Genomic DNA, 20,023 nt, shown 5'->3' with positions numbered 1-20,023 from the left:
TAACTGTAAAGGTAAAGATGAACAACTTAACATCTAAAAACTCACAAACGTTAACATCGAGTGATATAGAAAACCTTACACTGCGTTTTGGTGGAAAGAGTGATGACTACATAGAAATCGTAAACAAGCAGCAAAATAATAATACAATTAATAAATATGCATTGCTTAAAGAGATAAACAACGAACTAAACACATACACTAGTTAAACTAAGGATAGGTAACCCCGTTGCAAAGAGTTTTCATTAAAGGTATCAAAGGCGGTTTAGGCAGTACTTCTGTAGTTGCCAATCTTGCATGCGTGCTAAAAAAGTCTGACGTTGACGTTGTTGCTATCGATTTAGATGCAAAAAGTGACTTAGGTTTACATTTTGGTTTACCGTGGAAATACACCAAAGGCTGGAGTAATGAAGTGCGCTTTGAAGATGCACTTACGCATTTTCACCAAGATAACGATGGCATTATATTTTTACCATTTGGCGATAACGACGACACTAGCACCGATAACATCACTAAAATGGTTAATAAATGCAAAAACCTAAATTATAACAACGAAGCCTGGATACTTTTTGACTGCCCTTCACATATTAACCTTTCTCACTACCCATTAGAGAAAGACGATATTGTAATTGAACTAGTTAATTGCGACGCTATTTGTCACAGCTTAATTTACAGACGCCTGCAAAAACTTAAAAATTCAGATACCAATTGGAAACATTACTTTTTAGTTAACCGCTATAACTCTGCATCAACGCTAGAATTTGACTTATTTTCCCTATGGCAATCGACACTTCCGCTTATGGCTCCCTTTTTTATTAATAGTGACGAAGTTATTAAAGAGTCAACCGCATACAGAAATGTAGCACTTAATTGCGCGCCATATAGTGTCGCAAACGATGACTTTGAAACACTAGCTGGTTGGCTAGTTAGTAAAGCGGCCTTATAAAATGAGCATTACACTATTTTATCAGCGCCCTATTCACAGCACTTTATACTTGCTGCTGAGCATTTTATTTACTGATAAGTTAGTTCGGTACATTTTATTCAAGTTTCATAGCTACTTTAATCAACATAAAGTAAATGTAATTGAAGCTTTCTTAATGCCTTTTATTACGCTTTTAAGCTCGCTATTTATAAACATTAAACAGCATAAAATCAGCTTTGAGTTTACCCTTTATGACTACTACCCTCATTTAAGGTTGCCTTACCGAACCTATATTTACTCAAATATATTACGCTTTATTATTCAAAGTGTTTTTTTAGTGTTTTTTAAAAACCAGCTTAAATCTAGCTCAGTAAAAGAAGATGCAGTTAATTATTTCTATGATGGCGTTAGCTACCTTTTAAGGCAATTACGTTGGTTTGATTTAAAGTTAGGTAAATTATTAAAACGCCTACTATCAAAAAACAAAAAAGGCCCTAAAAAAAGTGCATTTAAAGCCATGGCTGATGCACGTGTATGGCAAAATAAATTAGTTAAATACGTCATCCTCGCGTTTATTTTATTTTTATTAGCAATATTCATTACAATTCCTTTTAGCTTGGAAGCTCAAGCCGTATTTATAAGCTTTATTTTATTAGTTGCGTATGCACTTAAACGAGTAAAAGGCCAAATGGCAACCATTGTCATGATCACCTTGTCAGTAACTACCTCTTCTCGTTACTTATGGTGGCGTTACACTGAGACTTTAAACTGGGATGATCCACTTGCACTTGCACTAGGTGGCGGCTTACTACTTGCTGAAACATATGCATGGCTTGTACTGATTTTAGGTTTTTTTCAAACAGTTAATCCGCTTGAGCGAAAACCAGTGCCTTTACCTAAAGACACTGACCTATGGCCAACTGTTGATGTATATATTCCAACTTATAACGAGCCGTTAAGCGTTGTAAGACCCACTACTCTCGCTGCTTTAAGTATCGATTGGCCTGCAGACAAGCTAAATGTTTATATATTAGATGATGGTAAGCGCTCAGAGTTTAAGGATTTTGCAGCCGAGATTGGAGTGGGTTATTTAGCGCGTTCGGATAACAATCATGCTAAAGCCGGTAATATGAATAGCGCTATGCGTTATACCGATGGCGAATATATCGCAATTTTTGATTGTGACCACGTTCCTGCTCGCTCGTTCTTACAAATGACAATGGGACAGTTTTTAAAAGACAGTAAAGTGTGTTTGGTCCAAACACCGCATCACTTTTTTTCTGCCGATCCATTTGAGCGAAATCTTAATAACCACAGTCAAATCCCTAACGAAAACATGTTGTTTTATGGATTGATTCAAGATGGTAACGACATGTGGGATGCAACCTTCTTTTGTGGTTCTTGTGCCGTATTAAAACGAGAAGCGCTTGATAACATTGGTGGTTTTGCATTTGAAACAGTAACTGAGGATGCTCACACGGCCCTTCGTATGCAGCGCGCAGGTTATAAAACTGCATATATAAACATCCCACAAGCCGCAGGCCTTGCTACCGACAGCTTGTCAGCGCATATAGGCCAACGTATTCGCTGGGCGCGTGGTATGGCACAAATATTTAGGCTTGATAACCCATTGATGGGTAAAGGTTTAAGCATCCCTCAACGATTATGCTATATAAACGCAATGCTGCATTTCCTATCGGGTATTCCTCGTATTGTATTTTTAACAGCTCCTTTAGCGCTAATATATTTTAATGCCTACATAATTTATGCTCCTTTTATTGCTATTTTTATCTATGTGGTACCGACACTAATTCAAATAAAAGCAACTAACTCACGCATTCAAGGTAAATACCGTTACTCCTTCTGGGGTGAAGTGTATGAGTCAGTACTTGCTTGGTACATATTAAAACCAACTACCGTTGCTTTATTTAATCCTAATAAAGGTAAATTTAACGTAACCGAAAAAGGCGGTTTAAATGATGAAGAGCATTACGACTGGGGGATTTCTAAACCGTATTTAATTCTCTTACTTATTAACTTACTTGGAATAATAGTGGGTGTATTGCGTCTGTTTTTAGGTGATTCAAGCCAGATTGGCGTACTTATAATAAGTATGGGTTGGGCTTTTTATAATATTATTATTTTGGGTGCTGCGGTTGCGGTTGCTGCTGAGGCTCGCCAAGTGAGGCACTCGCATCGTATAAAGGCAAACTTTCCTGCCGGTGTTCGTTTAGCAAATGGTCATACTTTAAAAGTAAAAATAACGGATTATTCAGATAACGGTGTAGGTATAGAGACTGAACACGCACATTTATGCCGCGTTAACGATAAAATTGAATTATTAATGAGTCGCGGTAACAAGCAATTTTCGTTTACAACTTATGTATGTAATACCCGTAAAAAACAAATTGGCCTTACACTTAAAGATTTATCTCTCGAAAAGCAAAGAGCTTTTATACAATGTACTTTCTCCAGAGCAGATGCTTGGCTAGATTGGCAAAATAACTTTAGACATGACCGTCCATCGTATAGCTTCAAAGAAGTGCAAAAAACCAGTTTACGGGGCTTTAGTAATTTATTATTTCATGCCCCAAGAGCGTTACAACCAGTTATTAAGTTAATGACTAATACTGTCATTTACATAAATTCATTTACTCCAAAAAAACCGATAGTGCATAATAATTATGATTAAAAAGTTACTTAATACATTTCTAACATTGTTACTTATTAGTAGCGCATATCAAGTGCTCGCTATCGAGCCTATGCACGACAAAACTATGTTTGTAAATGGCTACCCTGAGAGCGCTCAGGTTTCTAGTTTACGTCTTAGCTTTGAAAAGTTAGGGTTCAACGACTATAAACTCGACGGCGTGAATAATAATTCTCGAGTCGATTTCACAAATAGAATTGATAAATTAAGCACTAATCTAAAGCTTAACTTTTCGTACACCAACTCACCTTCATTGCTGGCTAATGTATCGCATTTAAAAGTTTATTTTAACGATAACTTAGTTACTGTTTTACCTATTAATGAGCAATTAAGTATTGTAAAAAATACGGTAAGTCATAGCCTAGACCTAAATGCTAAATACATTCAAGACTACAACCAAATTCGCTTTGAACTAGTTGGCTACTACGACTTACGATGCCAAGATTACTTTAGCCGCTCAATTTGGACTGAAATAAACAAATCAAGCCACATCACGCTTGATCAAAAACAGTTAGCAATTGATAGCCGCCTTGAATATTTACCAGAACCATTTTTTGATGCTAAAGATTACAACAAATTAAACTTACCTTTTGTATTTGCAAGCACACCTAATACACAAGCTATAGAAGCGGCAGCCACTTTATCTAGTTGGTTTGGCGCACAAGCTGACTGGCGTGGCGCTAACTTTCCAGTCGTTTTAAATAAAGCACCAGAGCAGCATAGTGTGGTGTTTATTACTAATGACTCAAAACCTGATTTTTTAAAAGATTACCCAGATGTTGAAAAGCCAACCGTCGAGCTAATTTCTAGCCCTATTCACAGATACAATAAAATGCTGTTAATTTTGGGGCGTGACGAAAAAGACTTAAAAACAGCGGTCACCGGTCTTGTATTTGGTCATAAAATTATGACTGGCCGAAGTGCAAGCATCGAAGCAATTAACAAACTCCCACTGCGTAAAGCTTATGATGCGCCGAGATGGCTCAGAAACGATCGTCCCGTGCACTTTGACGAGCTTATTGACTACCCAACTCAGTTACAAGCTGAGGGTCTTAACAACGGCCCTATAAAATTAAATGTTCGTTTTGCACCTGATTTATTTACTTGGCGTGAAAAAGGTATTCCTATTACTTTGCAATACCGTAATACCCCAGAGAGCGAAACCTTAAATTCACGTTTAAACTTGCTAATAAACCAAGAATTTATAAGTGGTTTTTTACTTGATAAAAAAGACACATCGTTAACTACCGCTAAAACGTTGCTGCCTTTAATTGCTAATACAGACACAACGCAAAGCGCTGAAGACTTTTCATTAGATGGTATTAATCTTGCCAGCCGAAATGAGTTAAATTTTGACTTTAGATTTGCAGTACTTAAAAAAGGCGAGTGTGCCGTTGCTCCACCTGGTGGCGAATACGGAGTAATTGATGGAAACTCCAACATTGATGTAAGTGGGTTTGACCATTACATAGCTCTGCCTGATTTAAATGTATTTGCAAACAGCGGATTCCCATTTACAAAATACGCAGACTTACAACAAACTTTAGTATTGATAGATGAAGTTCCATCACCTAAAGCACTATCTGTATTATTTAATTTAACAGGCCACTTTGGTGCTATTACAGGCTACCCAGCTCATAGAATAAGCGTTGCTCATTTAAATGAAGATGCCAACTTAGATGATAAAGACATCTTAGTAATCGCCAAACCTAATAGCATTGCTAACAACTTAGATGAAGATGCGCAAACTAATATCTTGCTTGATAATAATCAGCGCGCTATTAAACAAGCTATATACAATGGTGCTTACGATGAGCAAACAACAGATAAAGTTCAAGTAAGTATAAAAAGTAGTGGTGATATGGCCGTTATTACTGGCTTTCAATCACCGTTTGATTCAGAGCGTTCAATTGTATCGCTTAGTGCAACATCACAAAAAGCCTTTACTCTACTAGATGATGCGTTAATGAGTTCAGAAGCTCTTGCGCAAATTAAAGGCAGTGCTGCGGTCATAAATTCTCAAGGCATTAAAACAATTAAAACTGATGAGCAATATTTTGTTGGTCACATTCCTGTGCATACCCTAATTTGGTTCCATTTATCGGATCACCCATTTGTACTGGCGCTATTGTCTATTTTAACACTACTGTTGATCTCATTTATAATATGGCGATTACTGCAAGCATTAACATACAAACGATTAGCTGAAGGAGATAAGTAATGAAGTCACTCATTAATGTATTTTTTACCGTGATTGCATTATTTACCTTTAATGCCAATGCACAAATAGAGCAATGCCAACCATGGGATGCATGGCAAACGTTTAAAAGTAACTTTATAAGCCAAGATGGTCGCGTTATTGATTTGGGGAGTGAGCAAAAAGTCACAACCTCTGAAGGCCAGTCTTATGCCTTGTTTTTTGCTGTCGTAGCAAATGATAAAGCAATGTTTGACCTAGTCCTGGATTGGACGCAAGAACATTTATCAGAAGGTGATTTAAGCACTCGTTTACCGGCATGGCAATGGGGTGTTAACAATCAAAATGTTGGCGGAATTTTAGATTCAAATCCAGCGTCTGATTCTGACTTATGGATAGCATACAGTTTATCGCAAGCTGCTATTCTTTGGGATGACCGCCGCTACAGCATATTAGCAGCCGTACTTGCGAAGCGAATAATGCGTGAAGAAACCGCCTATATATCGGGCCTAGGTTTATCATTACTACCCGCCCCTACTGGTTTTGAATTTGATAATGAGCGTTTTAAGTTAAACCCAAGCTACTCACCGTTATTTATTTATCAGCAGTTTAAAAAGCTTTATCCACACTCGCCTTGGCATCAACTGCACGAAGGCTCAGCAAAGTTGATTTTAGATACAGCAAAGCAAGGTGTTAGCCCTGACTGGGTAATGTTTGATGCAGATAACGGTTTTTACTACGATAAAAAAACGAGCGACTTGGGCAGTTACAACGCTATTAGAGTATATTTATGGGCAAGTATGATGGCAGACAACGCACCTTATAAAAAAGAGCTATTAGCGCAATTTAACCCTTTTATAGAAACAATTAATAAACGTGGTTACGTGCCTTTAAATACTTTTGCTAAATCTGGAAAATCTGAAAAAAGAGGCCCTCTAGGCTTTAACTCAGCTTTATTACCTTTACTAGCAACTAATAACGATAATTCTACAGTAATGGCGATCCAGCAAAAACTAATGATTGATAAATCATTTACCCAGACTCGTTATTACGACAGCGTACTTAACTTGTTTGGTACAAGTGCTTTAAATAAGCGTTTTTCAATTACAGCAGATGGGACGCTACAACCGGTATGGAGCACTGAATGCCGTTAAGGTTTGCCCTCGCTTGCACATTAGCGCTTAGCTCTGGATTGAGCGCTAACACAGTCAACGATATTGATACGCAATCTGTTGATTGGTTACTAAGCCAAATAGGTATTGGTGAAGCACAGCAAAATAAAAAACTAGTTGAAGATAGCTTACGAAAGCTAGTCGCTATTGCCCCTGCCCGAATAGAAACGCAGTGCGCAGTAGCGCGTTATGATTTTGCCAATGGCGAATCAGCGAAAGCCAACCAATTACTAAGTAAAATAGATAATGGGCTTACCAAACAAGCTCCGTGCGTTGAAAAGCTAAAAGTCCTTTCGCGTACTGAAGGAAAAGACAAATCTTCAATTCAGCAAGCTAAATTATTGGCTCGCGCGGGTCGTTATGAACAAGCTCGCGAAATCTATAATAATATTTTTAAAAACGTCTACCCTACATTAGATTACGAGCTTGAGCATTTAAGCTGGTATGGACAAGATAGCTCCCAATGGGAAAGTGTTAAAAAAGGCTATAATAAATTAGCTCAAAGCTACCCAAGTATTGCGCAGATAGAAATTGCTTATGCCCGTCACCTACTTAGGCGTAATCTTACAGATAAAAAAGCGATTGATATTTTAAGTAAATATGGCGCAGGCCCTACTTTTATTAATGAAGTAGAATATATTTGGCTTAGTGCTTTGCTAGAAATGCCCTTAACGGATGATACAGTTAAGCAGTATCAGCGCTATTTCACTCTTTATCCCTTTAGTAGTAAAGGTGAATTACAATACCAAGATTTTCTAAAAGATTATAAAAAACGTCAAACACTTCTTGCCGACCCCGCCTATCAGCTTTGGGTTAGGGGCGATAGATTACTTGAGAAAAATAAACTTGCTGCCGCAGAGCCTTTACTTTTAAAAGCTTTAAGAGGCCGACCGCAAGACGGCGCTATAATGCGAAGCCTTGGCACACTCTATTTACGCCTTGGTGAAAACCAAAAGTCGTATCAATATTTTACTCGTGCACAAAAGTACACAACTGAGTTCGCTGAACGTGAAACACTACAAGAATTAGCAAAAACAGCTAAGCTTTGGCTTTATATACGCGAAGCTAAAAATGCCATTAATAATAAAGAATTTAAAACGGCTAAGCTTAAGCTTGATTTAGCAGCCACCTTAGAACAAGAAACTAATACAGTAATATATAACAAAGGTTTATTACAATTTGCTCAAGGGCAATATTCACAGGCTGCACTTACATATCAAATTGTTTTAAGAAGTGATCCACTTAATAGCAGCGCTTTAATAGGTCTACTTGAAATAGCTGAATTAGAGCAGAATGAAAAAGCCCTAACCTCTTTTTACAACAGTTTATCGTTTAATCAAAAGAAACTAATTAAAGAATCTTATTCTGTATCTTTAAGTAGTCAGTACCGCGCAAAGGCAAATACGTTTGCACAGTCGGGAGATTTAGAGCAAGCCGAAAAAGTACTAAAAGACGCTATTGAAATAGCGCCAGAACAGCCTTGGTTATACTACGATTTAGCCTTTATATACCAACAAAAGGGGCTGACAGAAGAGGCCCGCGCTTTATTTAATAATGTGCTGTGGCAATTTCCGTTAAACCCTCAGATTCGTTACAGCCACGCGCTTTTTTTACGCTCTCTTGATGACTATCAAGGTGCTATTAAAACATTGCAGTACATTCCATTTAAATCCAGAGATAAAGACATTATTGCGCTTGAACAGCAGCTGCAACTTAATGAGTCTTTAACACAAAGTGAGCGCCACCTTGATGCTAAAGATAAAGCCACTGCAATATATCATTTAAGCAACCTAGAGGCACAAAATTTAACACCCGCTATGCAGGCAGAGTTATCGCGAAGCTGGTATCGAATTAATGAAAAAAAACACGCTATAAAACTTATAAACAAAGCACTGGAAGCTGAGCCTTCTCTTTCTGCTTATTGGCATACACTTTATGGTGAGTGGCTTTTAGAGCAAGGTGATGAAAATAAAACGAAGCAATGGTTTGAAAAGTACGTATTACCAGAGAGCGCAACTGAAAACGAAACAACTCAATATGTACAGCTACAAAATAGCTATATTACTCAGTATTACAATGGTAGTGATTTAATCGCTAAGCTTAACCAGCTGGATCAAAAATATAAAAATACTCCAGCAACAACTACTGCCCTTATTAATGCAAATTTAGCACTTGAACAACGCGAAGCGGCCGTTATTTTGTACCAGCAAAAAGTACAAAATAAACAAACCATTGAACCTCAAGCACTACTCGCTATTGCTAATGCATACATAGAACTTGGGGACGACTTTCAAGCAAAAGAAGTTACGCAAAAAGCGATTACGCAAACCACATCGCAAGAAGGTTATTTGCAACGCCAAATCATGTCATCTCTCAATGAGTTTAATTACTCAGGGGATGCACTTTACTTAGCTAAGCAACTTGTTGAAAAGTCACCCAACGATCAAGAACTACGTTATTTAGGCGCTCAAGTAGCCAGCAAATTCAACGAAACCGAACAAGCACAATCTTGGTACGCGCAAACCCTATTTCCTAATCGTACATTAAATGAAAAAGAGCTTTACGGAGCGCTTTCAAAAATAGATGAAAACGATGAATGGTATGTAAACGGTGCTAAACGTGAGCTAATAAACGAGCAAAACAAAAACCAAGCATACATTGCTATTGGTGTTAACTTTAGCGGGCAAACAAGTACTGAAAGCGAAGCAACACTTGGTGCGGGCTTAGTCCCGATTGAAGCTTACTTTCCGCTTTGGCAAGGCCAAGGGTTTATTAAAGTAGACCCGACTACTATTAGCGCACAAACAACGCGCTTTGATGAGCAATTTGCTGGCAGCCGCTATGGACAAGGTGCACTGTGTATTTTTACCTGTTCAATCGATGAAGTAACACCTGAGGAAAGTGGTGTAGATATAGGTATTGGTTGGCAAAATGAAAACTGGCGTGTTGATGTAGGCACTACCCCACTTGGCTTTTTAATTGAAGACATTGTATGGGGTGTAAATTACGCAGACAGTTTTGGTGATTTTGGATACAGCCTAGAACTTGAAAAACGCCCAGTTACAAGCTCGGTACTTTCTTATGCAGGTCTTAAAGATGTAAAAACAGGTGAAGTTTGGGGTGGTGTACGCTCTACAGGCCTAACGGCTAATGTATCACACGACTTAGGCGGAAAATGGGGTTTTTGGTCAAGCGCCGACTTTACCCTATATAAAGGCCAAAATGTAAAAGACAACCAACGCTATCGTATGATGGGCGGTACTTATTACCGTGTAATTAGCAATCAAGAGCGTGAATTCACCGCAGGCGCTAGCTTATTACATTGGGCATACAAGTATAATTTAAGTGAAGAAACATGGGGTCATGGTGGTTATTACAGCCCACAAAACTATGTAGGTTTATCTGTGCCACTCACTTATGACGCGCGTTGGGGCGATGATTTTGTTTATCGATTAAAAACCGGTGTTTCGTACTCGCAAACAAAAACTCAATCTATTGATTTCTTCCCTAATGATGGCGATTTGCAAATAGCTGCATATGATAGAGAGTCAATAACAGGTGTTGATCCTGTATTTGAAGGTGAAACAAGTTCTGGTGTTTCATATAATCTTGAAGGTAGTTTTGAGTATAGAATAACGCCGAATTGGTTCTTTGGTGGCTACTTAGCCATCGATCGTTCTGACTTTTACGAACCAAATTTTGGTCAGCTTTATATACGTTACTACTTTAATCCTGTGTACGGAACACTTGAGTTTCCAGGCACCCCTATTGTTCCTTATGCTGAGTTTTAACTTGGCATAAGGTGATACACCGCGAACACTTCCCCTAGCACTAAGGTATATGTATACTTGAGCGCAATTGTAACTAGGATAAGGGTGTGTCTCTTACCTTGTGGTGTTACTGCCATATAGCAAATCATTATCTTAGCTACAAATAATATACTGATGGTCGAGCATTTTAGTGGTTACAAATTCTAAAATAGCTAAAGCAAAAAATTATAAGGCCATTACAACAATTCTTAAAGTTAGGAAGTAAATATGAGTTCAGCTCCAGATAGTGGTTGGTGTGGCCACCCTAAAGGACTTTCAACATTGTTCTTCACTGAAATGTGGGAACGAATGAGTTATTACGGTATGCGAGCTATGCTCGTATTATTCATGACAGCAAGCTTACAAGAAGAAGGTTTAGCCTTTACTGTTGCCTCAGCTGCTGCAATTTATGGTTTATACACAGGTGCGGTATACTTTTTAGGTTTACCAGGTGGCTGGCTAGCAGATAGATTGTTTGGTGGTCAAAAAGCAGTATGGTATGGCGGTATAATCATTATGATTGGTCATATTATTTTGGCTATTCCACATGATTATTCTTTCTTCATTGGCTTAATATTTGTAGCGACAGGTACTGGTTTGCTAAAACCAAATATCAGCGCAATGGTCGGCCAACTATACAGTGATGCTGATGAGCGTCGTGATGGCGGTTACGCTATTTACTACATGGGTATTAACTTAGGTTCTTTAATTGGTTACTACGTTTGTGGTTACTTTATGGAAAACGTAGGTTGGCACTGGGCGTTTGGTGCAGCAGCTGTTGGTATGGCTATTGGTTTGGTGCAATATAAGCTCTCACTTAATAACTTACCAGAGCATAGCGCTTTACCAGCAAATCCATTAGGTCCTAAAGGTACTTCACGTGCATGGATTGGTATTGCTGCATTTGTAATTGCAGCGGCTGCAGTTACTACGGCTGCAATGACCGGCGCAATTGTAATCAATCCAACAGTGGTTGCAGGTTACACAGCGATTGTATTTACTATTATCTTTTTTGTTTATTTTGGTGTTATTTACTTTACAGGTAAATTAACCGATGCCGAAAAACAAAGAATGTGGGCACTATTTTTAGTCTGTATTGCATCTGCATGTTTTTGGTCTGGCTTTGAACAAGCAGGTTCGTCATTAAACTTATTTGCTCGCGATTATACTGACCGCCTTATTGGTACTTTTGAAATCCCTACAACGTGGTTTCAATCATTAAACTCACTGTTTATTATTGCTTTATCGCCATTTTTTGCAGCGCTTTGGATTAACTTATCTAAAAGCTTAGTGTCACCTAGCTACAGCGTTAAATGTGCAATTGGCTTAATTATCATGGCATCTGGCTTTTTAGTTATGTTTATGGCGGCTCATTACGCAGCTGAAGGTTTAAAAGTAGCGCCTTACTGGCTTGTTACTACGTACTTTTTACATACAGTGGGTGAGCTTTGTTTAAGCCCTGTAGCGTTAAGTGCTGTAAGTAAGTTATCGCCTAGACGTTACACAGGTCAAATGATGGGTGTATTTGTATTAACTTACTCGATTGGTAATATTATTGCGGGTTTACTTGCTGGTAATTTCGATCCGAATAATGTTTCTGAAATTCCTAACTTATACTTACAAATTGCATTATTTAGCATTGGTGTTGGTGCTGTCTTAGTACTAATGACCTCTAAAGCTAAAGTATGGGAAAAACAAGGGTTAGAAGAGAAAGTCTCTTAATTGTTGTTTATTTTAATATAACAACATAACCTAAACATTCCTCCATAGCGTCTATGGGGGAATTTTTTTATTCAACTTTGCCCCACTCTCGTTAACTGATATTATGTCCTGATTGATTATTGAATAGACTCAGGGACAGCAGTATATGCATTCATTAACATTATTACGTGCCACTCTAATAGCATTTCTCCTTATTTTTTTATCTGCCTGTGGTGGAGCCGAAGACCAAGTTACAGTAAATCCAAATGATCCTGTAGAGCCTGAGCCTAGTGGCTTAATTATTACCAATGCTAATGGCTTACAAACGTCATTAGATGAAGGTAACTTTACTATCAATGCCCCTGGGGAAATAGTGGCTAACGATACTGAAATAACCTACGAAAAATTAGTCCTTGATGAGAATAATCAAGCAAAAAATATCATTTCAGATATACATACGCTTACCCCGAATACACTCCAACTTTCTAGCCCAATGACAATCACTATAAAAATACCTGACGACTATGTATTAGGCGGCCAATTAACTATTGCGCGTTTGAGCGGCGATTCTTGGTCAAGTATTACTAATTCAACGGTATCGCAAGGCTTTGTTAGCGCACAAGTAGACCAACTAGGTAGCTATGCAATAGAAATGCAACGTACTGTCGCGTTTTCTGATATTGGCCCAACCTGTGATGCAAATGCAACAGAGCAATCTGTAAGGTTTGTGCACGTTGCCGACATGCATTCTCGCTTTGGGTATCAGGAACAATATTTTAGCCGCATTAAAGCTTATTATAAAAAAGCGCTAAGCGAATCTCCGCATACATTATTTACCGATGGTGGTGATGATTACGAAAAAGGGACCGTTGCAGAGCAAATATCACAAGGCTTAGCCTCTGATGAAACCGTAAAGCTAATGGCTTTTGATTTACGTGTTTTAGGGAATCATGACTATGCATGGGGTCCTGAAAAGCTGCTTGAGTTTTCACAAGACGATAATGCCATTGTACTTGCAAGTAATACCCGATTTGAGGGAGAAAAAAATAAGAGTTTTGGCGGTGTGGACTTTGCTAAAGTACAGGTTGGCTGCATAACATTGGGTGTGTTTGGGATGACGTCAGTACCATGGGATGAACTTGACGAGCCAATTGAAGATAACCCTATTCCTGACTTTATAAAACAATTTAAAATGAGTTGGAAGTGGCAACAAATCGCACAAAGTATTGTAAGCCAATACAGCGGTGATGTTGATTACATGATAATGCTAAGCCACTTAGGTAAAGGAACTGACGTTGAGATAGCAACCAATGTGCCCGGTATAGATTTAGTGCTTGGTGGGCATACTCATGGTGGTGAAGACTTTATAGAGCTTGAAAATAATGCTTTAGTCATTCAACCAGAATTTTATGCTCGCGGAGTCACCGATTTAAATTTAGTATTTAATAATGCAGATAAAGCACTAAGTCGTTACGATTATCAACATGTAGATACGCGAACATCTATAGAACCTGACGAAGAAACCAAGCTAGCTATCGATGAAGTAATGGGCCGATATGCACCCGATGCTGATACAGAAATTGCCATTTCAGAAAACTACCCAAGTAGCTTTGAAGTTGCAGAAATAACAGCACTTGCAACTAAACATTCAAGCTCAATTAACGCAGCGCTGCTTAACCCTGAACTTGTACAAAAAAGATGGACGCCAGGGACTGTTACACAAGAAGATTTTCACAAAGCATTTTATGTTGAAAGACAGCCTTCAAACACACCTGGCTTTAATTCACTGTATCAAGTAACCGTTACAGGCACTGATTTAAACACAATGATCGCCAGCCAACCCGATTGGTTTGTGTTAAAGCCAGAAGATATTCAAGTAACGACAAATTATAATGTCGCTTTATTTAAAGGTGCGGCACTTAACCCAGATTTATTTTTTAGCAGTGTTACTTTTAATGATGTAAAGCCAATTGCCGAAGCATGGTGGCTACTTGATCAATACGCGCGCTTTAGAACAACTCAATGTCTTCACCTTGATACAGACACACAGCTTAATGCTTGCCAAGATGTTGCAAATATAACAACTTGGAACTTTGACGATCCAACAAACCCACTAATTCCAGACTCAGGTCCATCTGTTTTAAGCTACTTTGACCCAGAAAATGACGGCTGGGGCCCAGAAGATACACGCTATGAGACAACCACTGATCTTAATATTGCCGATTTAACTGATGGTCCTTCTGGTGTAATGGCTTTTACTCGTCACTCTCCAACAGAAGGCCTATTAATTACATTAAACACAGCTGCAAATGGTGATTTTAAAGATGACGGGTTAGTGTCTGACTACACAATAGTTATGGATATAAACTGGCCATTGGAAACAAACGACATTTACCGCGCAATAATCCAAGCCGATACCGAAAACTACGATACAGATGACGCAGATATATTTGCAAGCCCAGACGGTGGGTACGGTGAAGCAACCAGCAGTAGTGGATACTTTGGCGATACTGAACCAGGTAATTGGCATCGTATTGCCTTTGTATTCTATGCCGCACCAACAAATGGCGTATTTGAAATATACGTAGATGGTGAACTCGAAGGTGTTAAAGAAGAAGGCGAGATAAACCGTCGATGGGCACTTGATAAAACAATCCTGTTATTTACAGATAACAACTACGAAACCCGACCTGGTTACTTAAATGCATTACTCTATGCTGGTCGTGCTATGACTCGCGGTGAAATTAAAAGTATGGGCGGCGCACAACAAAAGTTGTCCTTTGAGCAACCGACGCGAGTGTTAAATCAAACGATTGAACGTCACTATCAAGCTGCGCCAGCGATAAAAACAAACCAATGGATTGAGCAACGTAACAAGTTCTTTGGTAGCAACTCTAAAAGTGTAAATAATTAAATACAACTAAGCTTTTTCTTGTTCATTCTAAAAGGAGGCTTCACGCAGGTGAACCCTCCTTTTTGTTATTTAAAAACAACACATTAAGAATAAAAACCACTATTCAATCCTATGCCACATAACTTCATTTTATTTAACTGTATTACAAACACGTAACTTTATAATAACCGTCCTATAAAATTTACACATACACTACACACTAAATAGTGCCCCCCTCTTCCCCAAATCAAGAATCTGGTTGATTATCTACTGCAATATGACAACAACACATAATCGCAGTGCTTAATTGCGGGAGTAATAATAATGAGTGAAGTAAATAACTATTTAGGTTTAGTCGGTATTGAATTTACCGAGTACGCAACACCTGATGCTGATTATATGGATAAAGTATTTACTGATTTTGGCTTCTCTAAGCTTAAAAAATTCAAAGGTAAAGACATTGTTTATTACAACCAAAACGATATTCATTTTTTACTGAATAACGAGCGTGAAGGTTTTTCTGCAGAATTTGCTAAAAGCCATGGTCCTGCTATTTGTTCAATGGGTTGGCGTGTTGAGAATGCACAAAAAGCATTTGAAACTGCAGTAGAGCGTGGTGCAAAACCAGCCACTGATTCAACACATAAAAACATGCCTTACCCTGCAATTTATGGCATTGGCGACAGCCTAATTTACTTTATTGAGAATTTTGGCGACAAAGGCACTATTTACGAAAGCGATTTTGAAGATTTAGAAACGCAAAATGTTGTAGAAGATAAAGGCTTTATCCGAATCGATCATTTAACCAATAACGTTTATAAAGGCACCATGGAAAAATGGGCTAACTTTTATAAAGACGTATTTGGTTTTACAGAAGTACGTTACTTTGACATTAAAGGTCAAAAAACAGCGCTTATTTCGTATGCACTAAAATCACCTTGTGGCACCTTCTCTATTCCAATAAACGAAGGTAAAGGTAACGATAACAACCAAATTGATGAATACCTTGGTGAGTACAACGGCCCAGGCGTTCAACATTTAGCGTTTTTAACAGATGACTTAGTAAGCTCTCTTGATAAGCTGGATAAATCAACAATTGCAACGCTCGATATTATCCCAGAATACTACGATACTATTTTTGACCGAGTACCTTGGGTAGCTGAAGATAAAGACAAAATTCGTAAGCACCAGATACTCGTAGATAGCCAAAGTGAAAATTGTTATTTATTACAAATTTTCTCTAAAAACTTATTTGGTCCAATCTTTATAGAAATGATCCAACGCGTTGATGATGGTGGCTTTGGTGAAGGTAACTTCCAAGCATTATTTGAATCAATCGAACGCGACCAAGAGCGTCGCGGCGTTTTATAAAATATTTGAGTAAATTAAAAGCAGCGAATTTCGCTGCTTTTTGTCGTTTTAATATTTAAAAAGTATGGCGCCAAGTACAAGTATGATTAAATAAACTATACCTTGTCGCCATACAGTAAAATCCAAAGGAAATGTAATGAGCCTAATTAACGAAACCCACGATATTAATTTAACCAGCTGGGTAGAGTCAGCTAATGTTGATAATTGCGACTTCCCTATTCAAAACTTACCGTTTGCAGAGTTTCGCCGTAAAGGGTCTGATGAGGCCTTTCGTGGTGGTGTTGCAATTGGTGACCAAGTAATTGATTTAGCAAAACTGAGTGAATTAAATGTTTTAACAGGTGACGCTAAAACAGCCGCTGATGCAGCAAGTGAAGCAACTCTAAATACATTTATGGGTTTAGGGGGGCAGTATTGGTCAGCACTGCGTTTAGCGCTTTCAAAAGCACTACGAGCAGGCTCTGAGCACCAACAAGCACTTAGCGATACATTGGTTGCACAGTCTGATATAGGGTTTTCTTTGCCTTGTCGTATCGGTGATTACACTGACTTTTACACTTCTATTTATCATGCTACAGCTGTGGGTAGTTTATTTCGCCCTGATAACCCATTACTACCTAACTATAAATGGGTACCTATTGGTTATCATGGTCGCTCTTCATCTATTGACGTATCGGGTCAAACATTTCATCGCCCTAAAGGCCAAACTAAAGCGCCTGATGCAGAAGTGCCGTCATTCGGTCCTTGTAAACGTCTTGATTACGAATTAGAGCTGGGTATTTACTTAGGTAAAGGCAATGCACTGGGCGATGCAATCGCTATCGAAAATGCAGAAAACCACGTATTTGGCTTTTGTGTATTTAACGATTGGTCAGCACGTGACTTGCAAGCGTGGGAATACCAACCGCTTGGTCCATTTTTAGCTAAAAACTTTGCCTCAACTGTATCGCCTTGGATTGTTACAACCGAAGCGCTAGCGCCTTATAGAACAAGCTGGACGCGTGATGAAAACGATCCGCAGCCTATGGACTATTTAGAGTCAAAAGCGAATCGCGACCAAGGTGCTTTTGATATTCAAATGGATGTTAAAATTCAAACGCAAAAAATGCGTAGCGAAGGCCATAACCCAACGCGCGTATCAACATCTAGTTTTAAGCACTCTTACTGGACTGTGGCACAAATGGTTACTCACCACACAGTAAATGGCTGTAACTTTATGCCAGGTGACATGTTAGGTTCGGGCACTCAGTCGGGTCCAACGCACGAAGAAGCGGGTTCTTTACTTGAACTATCTCGTGGCGGTAAAGAAAAAATTACGCTAAGTAATGGCGAACAACGTAGCTTTTTAGAAGATGGCGATAACGTTATTATGCGCGGTTGGTGTGAAAAAGAAGGCTATGCACGCATAGGTTTTGGCTCTGTAGAGAGCACAGTACTGCCTACAAAGTAATACGAGTATTAAAAAAATTATTAAAAGGGCTGCTTACTAAAAGCAGCCCTTTTTTATTAATTTTTGAACAGTTACAATTTTTTTCTAGCTTTTTTAACTCAAATTGCTATCTTAATTCGGTTAATAGCCAGTGTTTATATGCCATGTCAGTATTTATAAAGTCTTTTTATCATAAATTTTTCCCAGCTCGTCAGCTACTTATTCGCCAAAATGGCGAAGTTAAGCATGTTGTTTTAGCCTCTTGGTTTCAACTTTTTGTAGCATCGCTTATTTTAGCCACTTTTATTTGGCTGAGTATTTCGAGCTTTCGTGTTTATACACAAACAAATAAAATCTCTGACATAAAACAAAATCAAATAACCGAGCAAACGCTGTGGCAACAAAAAGTCAGTGAGCAACAAGCCCTGCAAGCAACGCAGTTAGAGCAACTTGCAATACTTGAGCAAAAACAGGCGCTACTGCAAAGCATGATAGAGTCCCTTCCCGCTTCAATTAGCAAAGATGTTATTAAGCTTGATACAGAACTTGATGTACCTATTAATGAAAATGGCAATGAGTTTCATGAGCCATTAGTCGATGAAAATCAAAAAGGTAAACAAGCGCAGTTAATAGCTCCAATTCCATTCGCAACAAGAATTGCCAATTTGAATAATCATTATGAACAAAGCTTTAACTTTTTAGATAACCAAATTAGCGAACGTCACCAAGCTATTTTAGCTATGGTCAAAGGCGCAGGAATTGAGTCAGCGCTTGAGCAACACTTAATATTAAGTGCCCAAACAACCGCACAAGGTGGCCCACTTGATACATTTAACGAAACAAAAATTCCAAGCCACTTTTTAGCCATCGTTGATAAGTTATTAGCATTAAATAATTTAGAAAACTTTTTAACTGAACTACCAAACACCCTCCCCTTAGCTAAAGCTAAATATTATATTTCGAGTAGTTTTGGTCTTAGAAAAGATCCCATGAATAGTAATCATGCCTTTCATAAAGGAATTGATTTAGCCGGGTGGCATAAAACCGAGATATTTGCCCCAGCAGACGCTGTAGTGCTTCGTGCCGGTCGCAATGGTGGTTATGGTAACTTTATTGAGCTTGAACATAAAAACGGCTTAGTGACTCGATTTGGACACTTAAATAAAATTAAAGTAAAGAAAGGTCAATCAATCACTAAACATGATGTAATCGGTTTAATGGGCAGCACAGGCAGAAGTACAGGTACTCATTTACACTACGAAGTATTACTTAACGGTAAACAAGTCAATCCTCTAAAAATAACAAAGGCGCTTTCTCGTGTTTGGTAGAAAAAAACAAAAAACAGTTAGCTCTAATTTAAAAAGAGTAAATCACACTCCGTCTATTATTTCTGAAGACGTACGCCTTACAGGCACTTTAGTTAGCCAAGGTGAAGTACAGCTTGATGGCCGCATTGATGGCGATATAAAAGTGGAGCATTTAGTTATTGGCTCAACGGGTGTTGTTGAAGGTATTGTTGAAGCTAAAAGCGTTATTGTTAAAGGCAAAGTTATTGGCTCAATTAATGCCAGTGAAGTGAAAGTACAAAGTGGCGCTCATGTTCATGGCGATGTGTTTCACGATACATTGAGTATTGATGCAGGTGCAGTAATTGAAGGCAGTTTAAAACAGCGCTTTGAAAAAGAAGAGCCGGAACTAATTTCAAAAGAACTAAAACCCGCAAAAGAAGTTAAAGCATTATTGAAAGAAGATGGCAGCGACTTATCATTTGTAAATAAACAAGCCGCTGATAAAAACTAAGTAGAATCAGCTTTACGTA

At 38.4% G+C, this 20,023-nt stretch carries 12 protein-coding genes; all 12 read left to right on the top strand.

All coding sequences use genetic code 11. The annotated features are described in order from the left end of the window. Positions 1 to 17: 17 nt before the first annotated feature. The 12 genes from bcsR (at position 18) to GQR39_RS02475 (ending at position 20,004) form a co-directional block, all read left to right on the top strand. A complete protein-coding gene (gene bcsR, locus GQR39_RS02530) occupies positions 18 to 206 on the top strand; it encodes a BcsR/BcsP family cellulose biosynthesis protein (RefSeq protein ID WP_007581346.1) in 189 nt (62 codons plus the stop codon). Between the two features lie 20 nt (positions 207 to 226). Continuing rightward, positions 227 to 943, top strand: a complete 717-nt coding sequence (gene bcsQ, locus GQR39_RS02525; RefSeq protein ID WP_007581344.1) for a cellulose biosynthesis protein BcsQ — start codon at positions 227 to 229, stop codon at positions 941 to 943. 1 nt (position 944) lies between these two features. Next, positions 945 to 3,614, top strand: coding sequence for a UDP-forming cellulose synthase catalytic subunit (gene bcsA / locus GQR39_RS02520; protein WP_165734738.1), 2,670 nt, complete (start codon positions 945 to 947; stop codon positions 3,612 to 3,614). After that, positions 3,607 to 5,853: a cellulose biosynthesis cyclic di-GMP-binding regulatory protein BcsB gene (gene bcsB, locus GQR39_RS02515; protein WP_165734737.1), complete on the top strand. Its 2,247-nt coding sequence runs from the start codon at positions 3,607 to 3,609 to the stop codon at positions 5,851 to 5,853. The genes bcsA and bcsB overlap by 8 nt, the downstream gene beginning before the upstream one ends. Next, positions 5,853 to 6,983 carry a cellulose synthase complex periplasmic endoglucanase BcsZ gene (bcsZ, locus tag GQR39_RS02510; RefSeq protein WP_165734736.1) on the top strand — a complete coding sequence of 377 codons (1,131 nt, stop codon included), beginning with the start codon at positions 5,853 to 5,855 and terminating at the stop codon, positions 6,981 to 6,983. The genes bcsB and bcsZ overlap by 1 nt, the downstream gene beginning before the upstream one ends. After that, complete coding sequence (locus tag GQR39_RS02505) at positions 6,974 to 10,792, top strand: cellulose synthase subunit BcsC-related outer membrane protein (protein ID WP_165734735.1); 3,819 nt, start codon at positions 6,974 to 6,976, stop codon at positions 10,790 to 10,792. The genes bcsZ and GQR39_RS02505 overlap by 10 nt, the downstream gene beginning before the upstream one ends. Before the next feature lie 246 nt (positions 10,793 to 11,038). Then, entirely contained in the window at positions 11,039 to 12,532 is a 1,494-nt protein-coding gene (locus GQR39_RS02500; RefSeq protein ID WP_165734734.1) for a peptide MFS transporter, read from the top strand. Between the two features lie 145 nt (positions 12,533 to 12,677). Further along, on the top strand, positions 12,678 to 15,425 hold the full coding sequence (locus GQR39_RS02495) for a metallophosphoesterase (protein WP_165734733.1): 2,748 nt from the start codon (positions 12,678 to 12,680) through the stop codon (positions 15,423 to 15,425). Positions 15,426 to 15,728: 303 nt separating this feature from the next. After that, on the top strand, positions 15,729 to 16,775 hold the full coding sequence (gene hppD, locus GQR39_RS02490) for a 4-hydroxyphenylpyruvate dioxygenase (RefSeq protein ID WP_165734732.1): 1,047 nt from the start codon (positions 15,729 to 15,731) through the stop codon (positions 16,773 to 16,775). A gap of 136 nt (positions 16,776 to 16,911) precedes the next feature. Beyond that, positions 16,912 to 18,225: a fumarylacetoacetase gene (gene fahA / locus GQR39_RS02485; protein WP_165734731.1), complete on the top strand. Its 1,314-nt coding sequence runs from the start codon at positions 16,912 to 16,914 to the stop codon at positions 18,223 to 18,225. Between the two features lie 143 nt (positions 18,226 to 18,368). Further along, on the top strand, positions 18,369 to 19,532 hold the full coding sequence (locus tag GQR39_RS02480; RefSeq protein ID WP_165734730.1) for a M23 family metallopeptidase: 1,164 nt from the start codon (positions 18,369 to 18,371) through the stop codon (positions 19,530 to 19,532). After that, positions 19,522 to 20,004, top strand: a complete 483-nt coding sequence (locus GQR39_RS02475) for a polymer-forming cytoskeletal protein (protein WP_007581324.1) — start codon at positions 19,522 to 19,524, stop codon at positions 20,002 to 20,004. Before GQR39_RS02480 ends, GQR39_RS02475 begins: the two co-directional genes overlap by 11 nt. Positions 20,005 to 20,023: the final 19 nt, after the last annotated feature.

It is taken from the genome of Pseudoalteromonas sp. C8 (genome assembly GCF_011378685.1).
In the GTDB taxonomy this organism is placed as follows: Bacteria; Pseudomonadota; Gammaproteobacteria; order Enterobacterales; family Alteromonadaceae; genus Pseudoalteromonas; species Pseudoalteromonas arctica.
The sequence above is the reverse complement of the archived record's forward strand: the minus strand, read 5'-3'. Positions and strand labels throughout refer to the sequence as shown.